Genomic DNA, 18,353 nt, shown 5'->3' with positions numbered 1-18,353 from the left:
TAACGAGGAGGAAGTCATGAAAGCAAAGACAAAGAAGCTGCTCACTGGTGCGCTCATTGCTGCCACTGCACTCGCAGGCGGCGCAGGCACGCTGGTCGCGCAGGAAAAGCCGGTCATCGCAACCGTCGTCAAGATCAGCGGTATTCCGTGGTTCGACCGCATGAACACCGGCGTTGAAGCCTATCAGAAGGCCAACCCGGATGTGGTTGCAACCCAGAGCGGCCCGGCAACTGCCGACGCGGCACAGCAGCTTCAGATCGTTCAGGATCTGGTTGCCAAGGGCGTTAACGCTCTGGCCGTCGTGCCGATGGATCCGGCTGTTCTCGAAGGCACCTTCAAGCGCGCCATCGAACGCGGCATTGTTGTCGTGACCCACGAAGCCGACAACCAGGTCAACACCATGGCCGACGTCGAAGCATTCGACAATGCCGACTATGGCAAAGCCCTGAACGAACGTCTTGCACAGTGCATGGGCAAGAGCGGCAAGTGGACGACCTTCGTTGGTTCGCTCGGCAGCCGCACGCATATGCAGTGGGTTGGCTCGGCTGAAGAAAACGCCAAGCAGTACCCGGATATGCAGCTGGTCGATCCGAACAATGAATCCTTCGACGATGCCAACGGCACCTACGAGAAGGCCAAGGAAATCCTGCGCAAGCATCCTGACCTGAAAGGCTTCCAGAGTTCGGCTGGCAACGACGTTCTCGGCATTGGCCGCGCGATCGATGAAGCGGGCTTAAGCGGCAAGGTCTGCCTCGTCGGCACCGGCCTTCCGAACCCTTCGGCTGACCTTCTGGAATCCGGCGCCATCACGGCTATCGGCTTCTGGGACCCGCAGAAGGCTGGCATGGCGATGAATGCTGTCGCCAAGCTTCTGCTGGAAAAGAAGGAAGTCAAGGACGGCATCGACCTCGGCGTTGAAGGCTACAACAAGGTTTCGGTGAAGAAGGGTGCAGGCGAAGGCCTCCTCGTCATCGGTAACGGCATGGTTATCGCCGACAAGGATTCCTACAAGGAACACCTGTTCTAAGAAGTCTCAGAAGATCCGACTGCGGGTGGCGACCGTTCCGTTCACCATCGCCACTTAGCGTCAAGGCCTCGGGTGCTTTCCGCGAATGGAAAGCATCCGGGCAACTAACCCCGGTTGATTTTGCCGCCAACCAGCCGACAGCGGAACCGCTGCGCGCAAGCGCAATGATGCACTGTGGCAGAGGAATTAACGTGTCAACTACGATGAACAATGAGACGGAAAATGGCCGGACACCGGAACGTTTTCTCGAATTGCGCAACATCCACAAGCGGTTCGGCGGCGTGCATGCATTGCGCGGCATCGACCTCACGCTCGATCTAGGAGAGGCTTATCACCTTCTCGGCGAGAATGGATGCGGCAAGAGCACCGTTATCAAGATCATGTCCGGCGCGCATGGTCCGAGCGAGGGTGAAATTGTTCTCAACGGCAAGACCTATAAAGAACTCGATCCGATTCAGTCACTGGCTGCAGGCATCGAGACCGTCTATCAGGACCTTTCACTGATCCCTAACCTCACGGTTGCCGAAAACGTAGCGCTTAATCAGCAGCTCGTTGAAGGCAATGGCAAGTTGTTGCGCCGTTTCGACCGCACCAAGCTGCGCCAGACGGCGGAACGTGCGCTCGCCACTGTCGGGCTGCCGACGGACCGCGCCTTCCTGAACACCATCGTTTCCGAACTGCCGCTTGCCATGCGCCAGCTGGTCGCCATTTCCCGTGCGATCGCCACGAGCGCCAAGCTGGTCATCATGGACGAGCCGACCACGTCGCTGACGCGCCGCGAAGTCGACAACCTCATCGAAGTCGTCAATCGCCTGCGCGCAGACAATGTCGCCGTCCTCTTCGTGACCCACAAGCTCGACGAATGCTATCGCATTGGCGGTAACGCCGTCGTGTTTCGCGACGGCCAGTGCGTGGCGCAAGGCCCGATTGAAAATTACACCAAGAAGCAGTTGTCCGAACTGATGATCGGCCGTGAAATTGACGCCGAACGTTACCGCACCGGCACGCCGGGCGAGGCAGAACTGCTGAAACTGGACGGTCTATCGTCGCCGGATTTCAAGAATGTCAACCTGGCGCTCCGAAAGGGCGAGGTTCTCGGCATTACGGGTCTTGCCGATTCTGGCCGCAACGAGCTGGCAATGGCAATCACCGGCGTTGATCCGGCATCCAACGGCGCGATTACGCTCGAAGGCCGCAAGATCAACGTCAAGAACCCTGCCGAAGCCATAGAACTCGGTATCGGCTATGTGCCGGAGGATCGTCTGGCCGAGGGGCTTTTCCTCGACAAGTCGATTTTCGAAAACGAAATCGCGCTGATCCTGACCCGCCTCAGCAACAAGATCGGCATCGTGGACCAGAAGAAAGGCCGCGAAATCGCAGCCTCGCTGATGGAGCAGATGCGCCTCAATACCAAAAATATGGACCTGCCGGTCGGCGCTCTTTCGGGCGGCAATCAGCAGCGCGTTCTCATCGGTCGCTGGCTCAGCATCGGTCCGAAGCTGCTTGTGCTGCACGGCCCGACTGTCGGCGTCGATGTCGGATCGAAGGATACAATCTACCGCGCAATCCAGACACTGGCCGAAGCAGGCATGGGTCTCATCATCGTCAGCGATGACCTGCCCGAACTGCTGCAAAACGCCGACCGCATTCTCGTCATGAACGCGGGAAGCATCGTCAAGGAATTTGACGCCGCCGAGGCGACGGAAGACCAGCTCTACCAAGCCATGATGTCGTCGCAAAAGGAGCTACCGCAATGAGCGCGTCGCAATATCAGCAGGAACTGGGCCAGACCCGGTCCTTCAAGCTGGGTGACTTCATTCGCAGGCGCCCTGAATCCATAACCTTCTTCCTTCTGGTCGCGATCTGCGTGATCGTGTCGATCGTCAATCCTGCATTCCTGCAGGCTTCGACCCTGATCGATATTGGTCGCGCCAGTGTCGTGATGGGCCTGTTCGCGCTTGGCGTCTTCATCATTCTCGCCGCTGGCGGCATCGATGTCTCGTTTACGGCCATTGCCGCCTGTACAGTCTATTCACTGACGCTTCTGGTGCAGGCCTATATGCCGACGCTGCCCATCGTCTTCGTCATCCTGATGGCGATTGCGGGTGGCGTCATTCTCGGCCTTATCAACGGCGTTTTGGTACACAGTCTGAAAGTTCCGTCGCTGATCGTCACCATTGGCACGCAATATCTGTTCCGTGGCTTTTTGCTCGCGTTCGTCGGCACGGTCTGGATCATGTCGCTGCCGCCGACGATGGGCGCGTTTGGCCGCCTGCCTTTGTTCCAGTTCGAATCCGCCAATGGCGCCACCATCACCATGCCGTTCTACTTCCTGATCCTGCCAGCCGCGGCGATCCTGACCTGGTGGATCTTAAACCGCACCTTGATGGGCCGTGCCATTTTCGCCATGGGCGGCAACAGCCAGATCGCCAGCCGCCTCGGCTATAATCTGCGTACCATCCACCTATTCCTGTTCGGATATGCCGGTGGTCTCGCGGGTCTTGCAGGCATCATCCATGTTTGCGCCAACCGTCAGTCCAGCCCGTTCGACTTTGTCGGAACCGAAATCAGCGTCATCGCCGCTGTGGTTCTGGGCGGCGCACGGATTACCGGCGGCACGGGCAGCGTTTTCGGCACCATTCTGGGCGTTTTGCTCATCACCGTCATCAACAGCGTTCTGGTGCTCGTCGGCATTCCCAGCACATGGCAGCGTCTCGTCGTCGGCTGCTTCATTCTTCTGGCCGCCGCCTTCTTCGTCACCCAGCAGCGCAAGAAATAACCCGATAATCTCAAGAGGAAATCATGAAGAAATTCCTGAACGATCCAGTCAATTTCGTTGATGAGATGCTGGAAGGCATCTATCGGGCGCATCCCGAACTCACCTTCGTCAATGACGACAAGCGCTGCATGGTCACCGCCACGCCGAAGGCTGGCAAGGTTGGCATCGCAACCGGCGGCGGCTCGGGCCATCTGCCGACCTTCCTCGGCTATATCGGCGAAAACATGATCGACGGCGCAGCTGTCGGTGGCGTGTTCCAGTCGCCAAGCGCTGAACAGATGTATCAGGTCACCAAGGCTATCGATCAGGGCGCGGGCGTGCTCTACATCTATGGCAACTACACGGGCGACATCATCAATTTCGACATGGCTGCGGAATTGGCCGACCTCGACGGCATCACCGTCAAGCAGGTTGTCGGCAACGATGACGTAGCTTCGTCGGTCGTCGGTGAAGAACACAAGCGCCGTGGCGTTGCAGGCATTTTCTTCATCTACAAGGCAGCCGGTGCGGCAGCCGCCAACGGCCTGTCGCTCGATGAAGTGACGCGTCTCGCCGACAAGGCGCGCCTGCGCACCCGCACGATGGGTGTTGCGCTATCGAGCTGCGTTGTGCCTGAAATCGGCCATGCCACTTTCTCCATCGGCGACGATGAAATGGAAATCGGCATGGGCATCCATGGCGAACCGGGCATCAGCCGCACCAAGCTTGCACCGGCCGACTCCGTTGTCGACCAGCTTCTGGGCCGCATCTTTGCCGAACAGGATTATGCCAAGGGCGATGAAGTTGCCGTTCTGCTGAACGGTCTCGGCGGCACCCCGCTGGAAGAACTTTACATCATGTTCCGTCGCGTAGCCCAGCTTTTCGACGAGCGCGGCGTCAAGGTAAAGCACATCTGGATCGGCGAATTCGCCACCGCCATGGAAATGGCTGGCGCTTCGATCTCCGTGCTGCATCTGGACGACGAACTGGAGCCGCTTATCGCCGCTTCGGCGAACACGCCGTTCTTCAAGCACATTGCCGGTTGAGGTAACGCCATGAACTCCATCAAGGCTTCCGATCTCATCAACCTCTTCGACAGCTGGAAGCAGCTTTTCGCAGAACAGCGCGAATTCCTGATCGCGCTTGACGGCAAGGTCGGCGACAGCGATCTCGGCATCACCATGAGCAAGGCTTTCGCAGCCGCTGCCGAAGCTACCGCCGCAGAAGGCGAAGCGGCTGGTATCTCCAAGCTGCTGCGTCTGGCGGGTGCCACCATGGCCCGCGTCGCCCCGTCCACCATGGGCACGCTGACGGCAACCGGTTTCCTGCGCGCAAGCAAGGCGACCGAAGGCGTCGAAGAACTGGGCACTGCGGAAGTTGCCGCCTTCTGGCGCGCTTATCGTGACGGTATTGCCGAACGTGGCAAGGCCAAGGTCGGCGACAAGACCCTGCTCGACGTGCTCGATCCGATTGCCGTTACGCTTGAAGCACAGGCTGCCGTCGGTGCTTCCCTGCCCGACGCACTGGCTGCGACAGCCAAGGCCGCTGAAGACGCGCTGGAAGCAACCAAGTCTCTGGTGGCCCAGCATGGCAAGGCAGCAGCCTTCCAGGAAAAGACCATCGGTCTTCAGGATGCCGGTGCGACCGTCGGCACCTTCCTGATCGTCAGAATGTCGGAGTTCGTATCAGCTCATTCCTGATACGTCTCCACACATGTCGAAGGCCGGGAACCCGCCAGATTCCGGCCTTCGATGCGTTTTAGAGATAGGCCAGCATTATAATTTTCGGCGCACGGCAAAAGACGACCCGAACCGTTCTGCCTGTCGTCGTATGCGCATATCCCTGCTGAAGATCGACAATGATGTCGTCATAGTTCAGCACCACGCGGTCCAGCGGATAGACGGCCTTATAAACCGCCTCTTTGGCGCAAAAAAGAATACGATCTGCATCGGCTGCGCCTTCAGGCAAACGGTCGCCCGGCTGTTTCACCAGCGCGGCAATGTCCTCCGGCAGCGCAATAGCCGGCTCCACATCGATCCCGACCGAAAGAAAATCGGCGCTGCTTGCAACAGCAGCAACAGCCATATCGTCATCATGGGCGAGCGACCCGACAATGCCCGATGGCCAGATTGGTTCGCCCGAGCTACCCCGCAAAATCGCAAAACCGCCTCTGCCATGCTTTATGAGCAATTCCCGCGCCGCAAGGCGGGCGGCCCCGCTGGCGCGACGGCGAACCGGATTTCGCGTCGGAAGCGTAGCATTTTCGTCGGCCAGCAATCGGGTTTCATCCCCGTCCCGAATGACCCGGCAAGCGGTTGAAATGCCCGCCGTGGCGACAGCCTGCATGGCTTGGTTCAGCGCAATTTCCAATGGATCGAAGCGCGCCATATCCGTTTCATCAGTCCCGAAGATTGAGGTGGGCGATCATCTCGCCATCTTCATCGAGACCATCTTCGACAAAGCCCGCTTTAGCATAAAGTTGGCGCGCGCCTTCGTTTTCGGGTTCGTAGCAGATCGAGATGCGACGAATATGATCGAGCGCCCTGATCTCAGCCAGGACCAGCTGCAACGCGGCCTTTCCGTAACCCCGCCCCTGAAAAGCGCGGTCGATCATGAAGCGATAGATCAACGCATTGTCCCCGTCGCTTGTCGCATCATACATGAGGAAGCCGACCAGATCGTCGCCTGCAAACACAGCGCGTGGCCGCGCATCCTCGTCCTCGTCCGCTTCCTCCAGTGAACTGGCATTGTCCGCGACCAGCTCTTCCTGACCCGGTGCCAGCTCCAGCGCCGCGATCCGTGACCGCAATTCTGCCGTCACGGCTGCGAGCCGGATTTCGCTCGTGTCGGAGACGGCTTTGCTCAAGCGGCAGCCTCCGTCGGGCGATGCGCTATCGAAGCGCCCGCCTGTTTGACATTGGCCAGCACCGTCCCATCCTTCGTCACCGGGACGACGAAACGGTTGAGCTTGGCCGGATTACCACGCCAGACGGAATAAGGCTCAAGCACCTCACCCTTCATGACAAAGGAATCCACATCAACGATAGAGCCGTCGCCCATGACGACGCCATAATGGACGAATGCCGATGGTCCGAGCGTGCAGCCATTGCCGATGCGGATGAAGTCGGACTTGAAAGCACCCTCCTCCAGCGAATGCGGCTGGATCACACAACCTTCATTCAAGGTTGCATCGTCGCCGATTTCCACCAGCGAACGTTCGGTCAGATTGGCGCCGCCGTCATAGACGCGGCGACCGACCTTCACGCCAAGGCAGCGCAGAATCATCGGACGGAACGGCGTTCCGGCGAAAAGCTGCGTAATCGGCGAATCCGACAGTTTCCAATGGCGCTCATGCCGCCAGAAAGCTTCATCATAGATCGTCGTCATACGCGGTTTCAGTCTGCCGAAGCCGAGCGAGAGCCTTTCGATGAAGATATAGAACGGTATTGCAATGCCCGCCGTCAGAACCACGGCCACAAACAGCGCGTTGTACTTCCAGTCGTCATAATAGTTCAGCGCACGGTCCCAGATCGCCAGCGTTGCAAACAGCATCAGCCATTGCTCCGCCAGGAACATCAGTCCGGTGCGGAAATTGTGGAAGTTCTTGCGGCGCAAGCGGCGCAGGCGGTCCTCTTCCTCAATATTGGCGATCAGTTCCTTGTCGCGATTGACCATGCGCGGAATTTCAAAGCAGGGCGAACCCAGAAGCCCGACATTCTCGCGCATAGGCCCCTCGATCGGCACCATAACCTTGGTGCCGAGCAGACAGTTATCCCCGGTCCGTCCGTCGGACGGATAGAAGATATTATTGCCGAAATAGTTCCGCTCGCCGACCTTGGTATGCTCCAGCCGGAATGTCGCCGCCGACTTGTGCGTGTTGATCATAAACAGACCATCCGACACCATTGTCTGACTGCCGATTTCGCACAGAAGCGGGTTTTCATGCTGCTGGTTGGTGCCGAAATTGGACCCGGTCTGGACCACCTTGTTGAGCTTCCAGCCGATGGCCCGGATATAGTGCACGACGGCAGAACTATCGCCGAACAGCAGATTGAGAAGACGCGAATTGCTGGCCAGTTCCACCATCGACTGCAGCCAGTAATGGAAGCCGTAAAGCGTATAGGTGCGGTTTGGCTTCAGGAACAGGCTGGCCAGTCGCGGCACGGCAACCGCAGCAATAAACGAGGTTGCCAGCACGCCGAATAGCGTAACGGTCGTGCCGATGGCCACGATGCCGATGGTTTCCTGATAATCGTCGCTGACATTTTGCCAGTAGCTATGGAACAGTAAAGGGAACGGCGTGACCAGCATGAACAGCCCGACAAGCTGCACGATCTCGAACATGATACGGCGGGTTTTCGACAGCGTAATGCTGCGCACCTTGCAATAATCCGCAGTAGTGGGCGCTGCGGGCGACCCATGCCAATGTTCACCATCGGGGATGCTCTGGCCACGCTGCAACGACGACGCATGGCCAAGCTGCGCGCCATTGCCGATTTTGGTGTCGATATCGATGGTCGAACCAACGCCCACAAAAGCGCCGTCACCAATGGTGATCGTGCCCGTATGGATATAGCCGCTTTCAGCCGTAAAGCCGAGAATGTTGGATTCGCGGCGCAAAATGGAATTCTCGCCAATGGAAATCAGATCGGTGCAAACCGGAATTGCCCGGCATTCGATGGCCGTGTTGCGGCCAAGCTTTGCACCGAGCAGCCGCAGATAGAGGCTATAGAGCGGATTGCCGCGGAACAGCACCACCGGCGCGGTGCGGATCAAGGTCTTCACCACCCAGAAGCGGTAATAGCGCAGCCCCCAGATTGGAAAGCTTTCTGTCTTCCAGCGTCCGATCAGCAGCCATTTTGCTGCGATGGCAAAGCCCGTCATCGCGAAGAAGCTTGCCCCAGCGAGAACGACACATCGGAAATAGAGCTGAAGCGGGTTGTCGAGCGCGTCATAGACCCAGTCGAGACCGCCATCGAAGAAAACCAGCCCGATATAGGCATAGACTGCATAGAAGGCGAGCTGTGCAGCGCCGCAGGTCCAGTAAGCAAAATTCGATGCCTTGTGAGTGAGTTGACGCTCAACCGTGGCCGCGGTCTTCTGCTGCGGCGCGTGCAGATGCGTCGCCAGACTTGCGATGGTTGGATGCAGGTAGATATCCCGCATCGACGCCGTTTCCCAACCCTGCGCTGTACGCACGCGGGCGCAGAACCGCGCCATCAGCAGCGAATTGGCGCCCAGATCGTCGAAGAAATGATCCTCGACCGAAACTTCATCGAGATTAAGCACTGCGGCCAGCGCGTCCGCCATGAAGCGCTGATCGTCATTGCTCGGCGGGACGATTTCGCGCTCCGCCGAAAGGCGCACATTGGTCGGCTTTGGCAGGCGCTTCAGATCGGCCTTGTTGGAGACCGTCATTGGAATGGCGTCAAGTTCTTCAAGATAGGCGGGAACCATGTAGGACGGCAGACGACGCTTCAGCTCACGCGCAATATCGGCACGCTGCAGCGGTGGCACGCCCGACTTCAGCGCGTAATAGGCGACCAGCTCCACACGACCTGGCTCGATTTCCCAGGTGGTGACGGCAGCTTGCGCAACGCCGGGCTGATCGAGCAGAACGGCTTCGATCTCGCCAAGCTCGATGCGGTAGCCGCGAATCTTCACCTGCGTGTCGATACGCCCATGATACTCGATCTCGCCCGCAGCATTAATGCGCCCCAGATCGCCGGTGCGATAGATGCGTGCTGACGGATTGTTAGGCAGACCGATGAAATCAGGAATGAATTTCTGGTCGGTCAAATCCTGCCGGTTGAGATAACCGACCGCGAGGCCGATACCGGCGATGCCGATTTCGCCCAGTTGATCCGGGTCGGTCAGCTTCGGCTCGGTCGGTTCGATGATGACTATCGAATAGGTCGGCAACGGCGCACCGATGGTCACTGGCTTGTCGGGCGTCAGAACGCCCATGGTTGCCGTGACGGTCGCTTCCGTGGGCCCGTAAGTATTGAGAAGCAGGCGTCCCGGCTTTGTCCAGCGCGCCACCAAATTGAGCGGACAGGCTTCGCCGCCCACCATCAGCAGGCGCAGCTTCGGCACATCGGTTTCGATGGAAGACAAAAGCGTTGGGCTGCACGCCATGCAGTTGATGTCATTCTTCCGCAGGAAATCCGCGAGTTCTTCGCCCACCAGCGTCATCGGCCCCGGGGCGGGCACTACGGTCGCGCCTGCCGTAAACGGCACCCAATATTCTTCAGCCGAAAAATCGAAGGCGATGGTCATGCCGTGATAAACACGGTCGCCCGGCCTGTAGCCATAGGACATCGCCGCGACACGCAGGAAGTTGCAGAAGCTCTGATGCAGGATGGCGACGCCTTTTGGCCTGCCGGTCGTGCCAGACGTATAGAGAATATAGCAAATCTGATTCGGATTTGCGGCCCTTGCAGCCTTGTCCAGTGGCGCGACGGACTGCTTTGAAATTTCAGCGCCCGCCCCGTCGATCAGCACATGCGGCACGGGCATCTGTTCGACGCGGGCCGTATAGGCCTCAAGCGAAATGACGAGCTTTACATTGGCATCCTCGATGATGAGGGCCATGCGATCTTCCGGAAATGCGGTCGCCAGTGGCACATAGGCCGCGCCCGCCTTCATGACGGCGAGCAGCGCGATATACGTGTCGGCAGAACGGTCGAGCAGCAGGCCGATGCGGTCACCAGGACGAACACCGCGTTCGATCAGCAGACGCGCAAACTGGTTGGCGCGGTTGTCGAGTTCCCGATAGGCCCAGTTGCGCCCGTCCGAAACAACGGCAACCGAATCCGAAAATCTGTCGGCCAGTTCTTCGAAGAAGAGGTCCAGCCGTTCGCCCGGTTTTCCGGGGTCAGCGAAATCAGCACCTGTCAGGATCTGCTCGCGAGCAGCCCCAAGACCCGCCTTGCCCAGCGCCTTTTTTCCCTGCGCATCGTCGATGGGCAGACCATTTACGCCTGTCGTCGCTGCGGCTTCGCCGTGTCCAGCGCCACGATTTTCATAATTCATTTTTCAACACTCACTGACCAAAGGTCGAGCATCAACGGGCAATTATACGCGTTAGGCGGCACGCTTTGCCTGCAATGAGGCATTATCTGTCGTCGAACCGTTCACTGCGGGTGAAGAAGACCGCTATTGGCGCAGGCCACTACTCAAACTGGTTGAAATAAGAAAGTGAATTTATTTTTATCTTAGATGTTCGTCTCTCAGTGTTGCAAAACTAGCATACAACGCCGTTCAGATCATCCGCTTTTAGTTCCTATCCACCACTCTTGCAATCTTTCACCGGTCACGGTTAACTGCCGAAATGGCGTTTACATTAAGGCAGTTACAGTATTTCGTTGCAGTTGCGGAGCAAGGGTCGATCACCCGTGCGGCGCAAAAATTGTCAATTTCGCAGTCTTCTGTCACGGAGGCGATCAAGGAGCTGGAAACCGACCTGAATGTCGAGCTTTTCGAGCGCCATCCCCGCGGCCTGACGGTGACACATAACGGCCATCAGTTTCTGCGCCACGCCACCAAGATTCTGACCGGCGTTTCGGATGCCCGCCGCTCTTTCGTCGACCAGCGCATTCAGGAAAAAGGCAAGCTCAATCTTGGTGTAACATCGCTGGTCGCTGGCTACGTGTTGTCCGACCTGCTCGCCCGCTATCGCCGCGCCTTTCCGGGCGTCGAAATCAGCGCCATCGAAGACAATGGTTCCTATCTGGAACATCTGCTTGTTGGCGGTGAACTGGACGTGGCGGTGATGGTGATTTCAAACCTGCGTGACCGCATGGCGCTACATGCGGAAATTCTCGAAACCTCGCCCTATCGGTTGTGGCTGCCGCTCGGGCACGAGCTCGTCTCCATCGACAGCATTTCAGTCAGTGATATCGCGAAGGAACCGCTGATCATGCTGACGGTTGATGAAATCGAGGAAAATACCGGCAAACTTCTGGCCGCCCTCGGTGCCCGTCCGCATGTGGCTTTCCGCACGCGATCGGTGGAAGCCGTGCGCAGTTTGGTGGCCACGGGCGCGGGCATAGCCCTCCTCCCCGATCTCGTCTATCGCCCCTGGTCGCTGGAAGGCGACCGGATCGAAAGCCGCGATGTTTCGGGATCGCTGCCCGTCGTGCAGATTGGTATGGCATGGCGAAAAGGATCGAGCCTGCCGCAATCCGCACGCGACTTCATCGGCATTGCCGAGGCTGCGCGTTCTGGCCGACTGCGTTAGCACACCAGCTCCGATATCGGAAAAATCGATACCAGCTTTCCGATAAATGAATTTGCGAAAGGCAGGGTTTAAGCACACCATCTGCTCCGGGAACAAAATCACTGAATGTGAATAAAACGGGAGTGGTCGATGAGAAAATTTCTGCAATCCTGTACCGCTTTAATGGCCGTCGCGAGCTTTGCCACGCAGGCCATTGCCGCCGAACCGCTGAAAGCAATTGGCGAAGGTGAAGGCGCGCTGAGCATCGTGGCCTGGGCGGGCTATATCGAACGCGGCGAAACCGATAAGAACTACGACTGGGTCACCGATTTCGAAGGGGAAACCGGCTGCAAGGTCAGTGTGAAGACTGCCGCCACCTCCGACGAAATGGTGGCGCTGATGAATGAAGGCGGCTTCGATCTCGTCACCGCCTCTGGTGACGCCTCATTGCGCCTCGTGGCGGGTAAGCGCGTGCAGCCGATCAATACGGACCTCATCCCAAGCTGGAAAACGGTGGACGAACGGCTGCAAAATGCGCCGTGGTTCACCGTCAAAGGCGTGCATTACGGCGTGCCCTATCTCTGGGGTCCGAATGTGCTGATGTACAACACCGAGGTCTTCAAGGGCGAAGCGCCGAAGAGCTGGAACGTGGTGTTCGAAGAACAGACCCTGCCGGACGGCAAGTCCAACAAGGGCCGCGTACAGGCCTATGACGGGCCGATCTATATCGCCGACGCCGCGCTTTATCTCATGAAGCACAAGCCGGAACTCGGCATCAAGAACCCGTACGAACTCAACGAAGACCAGTATAAGGCAGCGCTCGATCTCCTGCGCGGGCAGCGTAAGCTCGTCAGCCGTTATTGGCACGACGCCATGATCCAGATCGATGACTTCAAGAATGAGGGCGTCGTGGCTTCCGGTTCATGGCCGTTCCAGGTCAATCTCCTGAAGTCGGAAAATGCCAAGGTCGGCTCGACTTTCCCAGAAGAAGGCGCAACCGGCTGGGCTGACACCACCATGCTCCACGTGGATAGCGAGCACCCCAATTGCGCCTATAAGTGGTTCGAGCACTCGTTAAAACCGAAGGTTCAGGGCGACGCCGCCGCATGGTTCGGTGCCGTACCGTCCGTTCCAGCAGCCTGTAAGGGCAATGCGCTTCTGACCGACGAAGGCTGCGCGATCAACGGCTTCGATAATTTTGCCAAGATCAGCTTCTGGCGCACACCGACGGCCAAATGCGAAAGCCAGGGCGAATGCGTACCCTATCATCGCTGGGTGTCGGATTATATCGGCGTCATTGGCGGTCGCTGACATCGACCATCACAATTACAAACATTGCCCTTCCTTCAGCTGAAGGAAGGGAACGGACAGACGCGCCCGCCAACGGAGGCTGGCGTTCTCGATGATGGGTAGAGCCATGACAGCAGCAGTTCGTTTTGAAAATGTGAGCCGGCACTTCGGCGAAGTCCGGGCCGTCGATCACGTCAACCTGACCATCGCGCCCGGCGAGTTCTTTGCCATGCTGGGCCCTTCCGGTTCCGGCAAGACGACCTGCCTACGGTTGATCGCGGGCTTCGAACAGCCGACCGACGGAACAATAGAGATTTTTGGCGAAAGCGCCGGTGGCGTGCCGCCCTATCGGCGCAACGTCAACACGGTTTTTCAGGATTATGCGCTGTTTCCGCATCTTAGCATTCTGGACAATGTGGCCTATGGGCTGATGGTGCGGGGTGCCGGAAAGGCTGAACGCCACCGCGCCGCCGAGGAAATGCTCGAACTGGTCAAGCTGCCCGGCTATGGCGCCCGCAAGCCAAGCCAGCTTTCCGGCGGGCAGCGGCAGCGCGTCGCGCTGGCGCGCGCCCTCGTCAACAAGCCGAAAGTGCTACTTCTCGATGAGCCGCTCGGCGCGCTTGACCTCAAACTGCGCGAACAGATGCAGGAAGAGCTCAAGAGCCTGCAAAAGGCGCTCGGCATCACCTTCGTCTTCGTGACCCACGATCAGGGCGAAGCACTGTCCATGGCGGACCGCATCGCAGTCTTCAACAATGGCCGCATCGTTCAGGCCGGAACACCGCAGGAAATCTATAATCGTCCCCAGACCCGTTTCGTTGCGGATTTTGTCGGCTCTTCCAATGTCGTCGCACCGGAAATCATGGCCGCATTTGGCGGCGAGCGCCGCTGGGCCAGCCTCCGGCCGGAATCCATTCGCCTTGCAGATAAAGGCGACAAGGTCGGCGTTGCAGCGCGGATCGAAACCGCCAGCTTTCTCGGCTCCGCCACACGTCTCGGGGTTGAAGCCGAAGGTGCCAGATTGCATGTCATGCTGCCCGCAGGTGCAAGTGTTCCCGAGACGGGATCGGATATCCGCATCGTCTGGAATCCGGTTGACGTTCATTACATGGATCAGGCAGCATGAGCGGCGCGCAGGCTTCCACACTCGGAAACTCCGGAGCAAATTCTGGGGCCAATCCGACCTCCATCCTGCCGCAGCACGGCGGGATACTTGGTCGTCTCTCCGACCTTTTCTGGCGTCGTCCGGGGATGCTGCTGTTTCTCATGCTCACGCCGCCGCTTTTGTGGCTGGGCATTATCTATATCGGCTCGCTGATCGCGCTTCTGTTACAGAGCTTCTTCTCGGTCGACGATTTTTCCGGGCTCATCGACTATAGTTTCACGCTCGCGACCTACGCGCAGCTTTTAAACTCCGCCAATCTCGACATCATCATCCGCACCGTATCAATGGCCGCACTGGTGACGGTTGCGTCTGCCTTCGTCGCCTTTCCAATCGCCTATTATGCCGCCCGCTATGCGCGCGGCCGCTGGAAGGCGTTGTTTTATCTCGGCATCATGCTGCCGCTTTGGTCTAGCTATCTGGTTAAGGTCTATGCGTGGAAGCTGATCCTTGCCAAGGAAGGCATTCTGACCTGGATATTCGCAAAATTGCACCTGTCCTGGCTGCTCGACGGCATCCTGTCTGTGCCAATTATCGGCGGCAATTCACTGTCGGTCAGTTATCTCGGCACGTTCATCGTCTTTGTCTATATCTGGCTGCCCTATATGATCCTGCCGACACAGGCGGCGCTGGAGCGTGTGCCGGGCAATCTGGTGGAAGCCTCGTCCGACCTCGGAGCAACGCCTGCGCAAACCTTCCGAACCGTGCTGATGCCGCTCGCCATGCCCGGCATCATCGCGGGGTCGATCTTCACCTTTTCGCTGACACTCGGCGATTACATCATTCCGCAGATCATCGGCTCGTCGCGCCTGTTCATCGGACAAGCCGTCTATACCCAGCAGGGAACGGCAGGCAATGTGCCGCTCGCTGCTGCCTTCTCCGTCGTGCCGATCGTCATCATGGCCATCTATCTTTGGATCGCCAAGAAACAGGGGGCTTTCGATGCGCTCTGATCGCAACAACCGCGCTTCCTTCGGATTGAAGCTTGCTGCCGGACTGGGCCTCGCCTTCCTGCATCTGCCCATCCTGCTGATCTTCGTCTATGCCTTCACGACGGAAGAGAAAAGCTATCAATGGCCGCCGCCGGGCTTCACACTGCAATGGTTCGCCGTGACATGGAACCGTGCCGATGTGTGGTCGTCGCTTGCGCTCTCCGTGCAGGTGGCCACGATTGCGACCCTGATTGCGCTCGTGCTTGGTACGCTCTGTGCCGCTGCTGTTAGCCGAACCCATTTTTTCGGACGTGAAAGCATTTCGCTGCTGGTCATCCTGCCCATCGCACTGCCCGGCGTTGTCACCGGCATTGCCTTGCGCTCGGCCTTCTCGCTGTTCGACATTCCGTTTTCGATGTGGACCATTGTGCTTGGTCACGCCACCTTCTGCGTGGTGGTCGTCTACAACAATGCCGTGGCCCGCTTTCGACGCACTTCCGGTTCGCTGATCGAAGCCTCGATGGATCTTGGCGCAAACGGGTTCCAGACCTTCCGCTATGTGATCCTGCCGAATATCGGAACGGCCTTGCTCGCAGGCGGCATGCTCGCCTTTGCACTGTCTTTCGACGAAGTGATCGTCACCACATTTACCGGCGGCCAGCAGATGACCCTGCCAATCTGGATGCTTCAGGAACTGATCCGGCCACGCCAGCGCCCCGTCACCAATGTGGTGGCCATGGTAGTGGTTCTGGTGACCTTCCTGCCCATCCTCGCCGCCTACTATCTCACCCGCGATGGCGATCAGGTCGCCGGTCACGGGAAATGACACAAGGGAGAACGATATGAACACCGAAATGCTGATTGGCTCGCGCTTTGAAGCTGGCACGGAAACCGAGGAAAACGTCCTCAATCCCAAGACCGGCGAGACCGTTCTCAAACTGCCGGAAGCCTCGCTGGCGCAGGTCGATGCCGCAGTCAGCGCCGCCGACAAGGCGTTCAAAAGCTGGTCGCGCACCACGCCCGGCGAACGTTCCAACTACCTTCTCAAGATCGCCGATGCGATTGAGCGCGATGCGGAGGCCTTTGCCACACTGGAAGCGCTTAATTGCGGCAAACCGATCAACGCCGTCATCAATGACGAGATTCCGGCCATTGTCGATTGTTACCGCTTCTTTGCTGGCGCGGTGCGCAATCTCCACGGACCGATTGCCGCCGAATATTTGCCGAACCACACGTCGATGATCCGCCGCGATCCGGTCGGCATCATCGGCTCCATCGCCCCGTGGAACTATCCGCTGATGATGATGGCGTGGAAACTGGCGCCAGCCATTGCGGGCGGTAATACGGTGGTTTTCAAACCATCCGAACAGACGCCGCTGACCGCGCTGAAAATGGCCAGACTGCTGGCGGATATTCTGCCGGAGGGTGTCGTCAATATCGTGTTGGGACGTGGTGAAACGGTCGGCAACGCGCTGATCAATCATCCGCGTGTCGATATGGTGTCGATCACTGGGGACGTCGCAACCGGCAAGAAGGTCTTGCAGGCGGCAGCCAAGAGCGTGAAGCGCACCCATCTGGAACTTGGCGGCAAGGCGCCGGTCATCGTCTTTGACGATGCGGATGTGGAAGCTGTCGTCAACGGCATTCGCACCTTCGGCTATTACAATGCCGGTCAGGACTGCACCGCCGCCTGCCGCATCTATGCCGATGCGCGCATCTATGATCGTTTCGTCGCTGACTTGTCATCCGCCGTTTCCAGCATCCGCTACAATCTGGAAGACGACAGCCAAAACGAGATCGGACCACTCATTTCCCGCCGTCAGCGGGATCGTGTCGAGAGTTTTGTCGCCCGCGCCCGCGAGCATAAGCATATCGAGGTGACGACCGGCGGCAAGACATCGGGCGCCAACGGCTTCTTCTTCGAGCCGACCGTGATTGCCGGAGCAACGCAGGATGATGAAATCGTACGCCGCGAAGTCTTCGGTCCGGTTGTTTCGGTCACGCGCTTCAGCGATGTCGATGAAGCCGTGCAATGGGCCAATGACAGCGATTACGGTCTTGCCTCGTCGGTGTGGACCAAAGATGTCAGCAAGGGCATGCAGACCGCAGCCCGCCTGCAATATGGCTGCACCTGGATCAATACACATTTCATGCTGACCAATGAAATGCCGCATGGCGGGTTGAAACAATCCGGCTATGGCAAGGACATGTCGATCTATGCGCTTGAGGACTATACCGCCGTGCGCCATGTCATGATTGCGCATTGAGCGATCACAGATAGAGCGAACGAAACGGCTTGGATGGCGGCAGATTTGCCGCCATTTCCATTTGATCTCAAGGCCTTATCTTTTAATAGCCAGCTAAATTAGCTTGAGCATCAGGGCGACTTGGCCTATTCGGTTCTCGAATTCAATCTCAGGGCGAGCGGGATTTTGAGAATTGACACGCATTAACTGCATTCCCCCAGCGGAGCTGACCGGGCCGCATCTTATTGCGGAATACCGGGAATTGCCGCGTGTTTTCGCCCTTGTGAAAGCAGCGATCCAGCGCGGCGAAACCACCACGGATCGGAGAAACCCGCCCGCCTACACGCTTGGAACCGGCCATGTCCGGTTTTTCTATATGCGCCTCGGCTATCTGGCGAAACGTCAGGCCTCGCTTGTGGCCGAAATGCAGGCCAGAGGTTACGCGCCCCAGTTCACCGCAACCCATGAATTGCCGATCGGCATCCCGCCTGAATGGTGTTGCGACTGGGAACCTTCCGACGAAGCAATGGCGATCAACAGAGCCCGTATTGCCGAACGTCTGCGGAAATAGGCTCGACTGGACGCCAGCACATAAACAACCATACCTAGAAGCAACCCGGAAATACAATTGATTACCGTAGGTTGAAGCTGAGTTTAAATAAAACGAGGATACTTATGTAATTTTCAAATTATTCACTAGATTGTATATTTCTAAAC

At 58.1% G+C, this 18,353-nt stretch carries 15 protein-coding genes; 12 read left to right on the top strand and 3 right to left on the bottom strand.

Features of this window, described 5'->3' with window-relative positions; translation table 11 throughout:
• The first annotated feature begins 16 nt into the window (after positions 1–16).
• The 5 genes from HWD97_RS03105 (at position 17) to HWD97_RS03085 (ending at position 5,485) form a co-directional block, all read left to right on the top strand.
• The gene (locus tag HWD97_RS03105) at positions 17–1,027 is read left to right on the top strand and encodes a substrate-binding domain-containing protein (RefSeq protein WP_109367647.1); all 1,011 of its coding nucleotides are present in this window, start codon (positions 17–19) and stop codon (positions 1,025–1,027) included.
• Between the two features lie 203 nt (positions 1,028–1,230).
• Positions 1,231–2,784, top strand: a complete 1,554-nt coding sequence (locus HWD97_RS03100) for a sugar ABC transporter ATP-binding protein (RefSeq protein ID WP_109367648.1) — start codon at positions 1,231–1,233, stop codon at positions 2,782–2,784.
• Positions 2,781–3,806, top strand: coding sequence for an ABC transporter permease (locus HWD97_RS03095; RefSeq protein ID WP_109367649.1), 1,026 nt, complete (start codon positions 2,781–2,783; stop codon positions 3,804–3,806). Before HWD97_RS03100 ends, HWD97_RS03095 begins: the two co-directional genes overlap by 4 nt.
• A gap of 23 nt (positions 3,807–3,829) precedes the next feature.
• Positions 3,830–4,831, top strand: a complete 1,002-nt coding sequence (locus HWD97_RS03090; protein WP_109367650.1) for a dihydroxyacetone kinase subunit DhaK — start codon at positions 3,830–3,832, stop codon at positions 4,829–4,831.
• 9 nt (positions 4,832–4,840) lie between these two features.
• Positions 4,841–5,485 (top strand): dihydroxyacetone kinase family protein, encoded by a 645-nt coding sequence (locus tag HWD97_RS03085; RefSeq protein ID WP_109367651.1) that lies wholly within the window; start codon positions 4,841–4,843, stop codon positions 5,483–5,485.
• Positions 5,486–5,543: 58 nt separating this feature from the next.
• Here HWD97_RS03085 and HWD97_RS03080 read toward each other — a convergent pair whose 3' ends face one another.
• The 3 genes from HWD97_RS03080 to HWD97_RS03070 are packed head-to-tail and all read right to left on the bottom strand — an operon-like array spanning position 5,544 to position 10,820.
• Positions 5,544–6,173, bottom strand: coding sequence for a 4'-phosphopantetheinyl transferase (locus HWD97_RS03080; RefSeq protein WP_109367652.1), 630 nt, complete (start codon positions 6,171–6,173; stop codon positions 5,544–5,546).
• A 10-nt stretch (positions 6,174–6,183) separates the two neighbouring features.
• Positions 6,184–6,651 carry a GNAT family N-acetyltransferase gene (locus HWD97_RS03075; RefSeq protein WP_235858979.1) on the bottom strand — a complete coding sequence of 156 codons (468 nt, stop codon included), beginning with the start codon at positions 6,649–6,651 and terminating at the stop codon, positions 6,184–6,186.
• Complete coding sequence (locus HWD97_RS03070) at positions 6,648–10,820, bottom strand: Pls/PosA family non-ribosomal peptide synthetase (protein ID WP_371834692.1); 4,173 nt, start codon at positions 10,818–10,820, stop codon at positions 6,648–6,650. Before HWD97_RS03070 ends, HWD97_RS03075 begins: the two co-directional genes overlap by 4 nt.
• 298 nt (positions 10,821–11,118) lie before the next feature.
• On the opposite strand from HWD97_RS03070, the gene HWD97_RS03065 reads away from it, so the two are divergent.
• From HWD97_RS03065 to HWD97_RS03035, 7 genes are all read left to right on the top strand, one after another.
• Positions 11,119–12,027 (top strand): LysR family transcriptional regulator, encoded by a 909-nt coding sequence (locus tag HWD97_RS03065; protein ID WP_109367654.1) that lies wholly within the window; start codon positions 11,119–11,121, stop codon positions 12,025–12,027.
• Positions 12,028–12,156: 129 nt separating this feature from the next.
• Positions 12,157–13,317: an ABC transporter substrate-binding protein gene (locus tag HWD97_RS03060; protein ID WP_121538754.1), complete on the top strand. Its 1,161-nt coding sequence runs from the start codon at positions 12,157–12,159 to the stop codon at positions 13,315–13,317.
• A gap of 106 nt (positions 13,318–13,423) precedes the next feature.
• Positions 13,424–14,422, top strand: a complete 999-nt coding sequence (locus HWD97_RS03055; protein WP_109367656.1) for an ABC transporter ATP-binding protein — start codon at positions 13,424–13,426, stop codon at positions 14,420–14,422.
• On the top strand, positions 14,419–15,411 hold the full coding sequence (locus tag HWD97_RS03050) for an ABC transporter permease (RefSeq protein WP_109367657.1): 993 nt from the start codon (positions 14,419–14,421) through the stop codon (positions 15,409–15,411). The genes HWD97_RS03055 and HWD97_RS03050 overlap by 4 nt, the downstream gene beginning before the upstream one ends.
• On the top strand, positions 15,401–16,216 hold the full coding sequence (locus tag HWD97_RS03045; RefSeq protein ID WP_109367658.1) for an ABC transporter permease: 816 nt from the start codon (positions 15,401–15,403) through the stop codon (positions 16,214–16,216). Before HWD97_RS03050 ends, HWD97_RS03045 begins: the two co-directional genes overlap by 11 nt.
• A 16-nt stretch (positions 16,217–16,232) precedes the next feature.
• The gene (locus HWD97_RS03040; RefSeq protein WP_109367659.1) at positions 16,233–17,657 is read left to right on the top strand and encodes a gamma-aminobutyraldehyde dehydrogenase; all 1,425 of its coding nucleotides are present in this window, start codon (positions 16,233–16,235) and stop codon (positions 17,655–17,657) included.
• A gap of 172 nt (positions 17,658–17,829) precedes the next feature.
• Positions 17,830–18,207 (top strand): pyrimidine dimer DNA glycosylase/endonuclease V, encoded by a 378-nt coding sequence (locus HWD97_RS03035; RefSeq protein ID WP_109367660.1) that lies wholly within the window; start codon positions 17,830–17,832, stop codon positions 18,205–18,207.
• Positions 18,208–18,353: the final 146 nt, after the last annotated feature.

It is taken from the genome of Ochrobactrum sp. C6C9 (assembly GCF_022627935.1).
Lineage (GTDB): Bacteria > Pseudomonadota > Alphaproteobacteria > Rhizobiales > Rhizobiaceae > Brucella > Brucella teleogrylli.
This window is presented reverse-complemented; position numbering and strand designations above follow the sequence as displayed.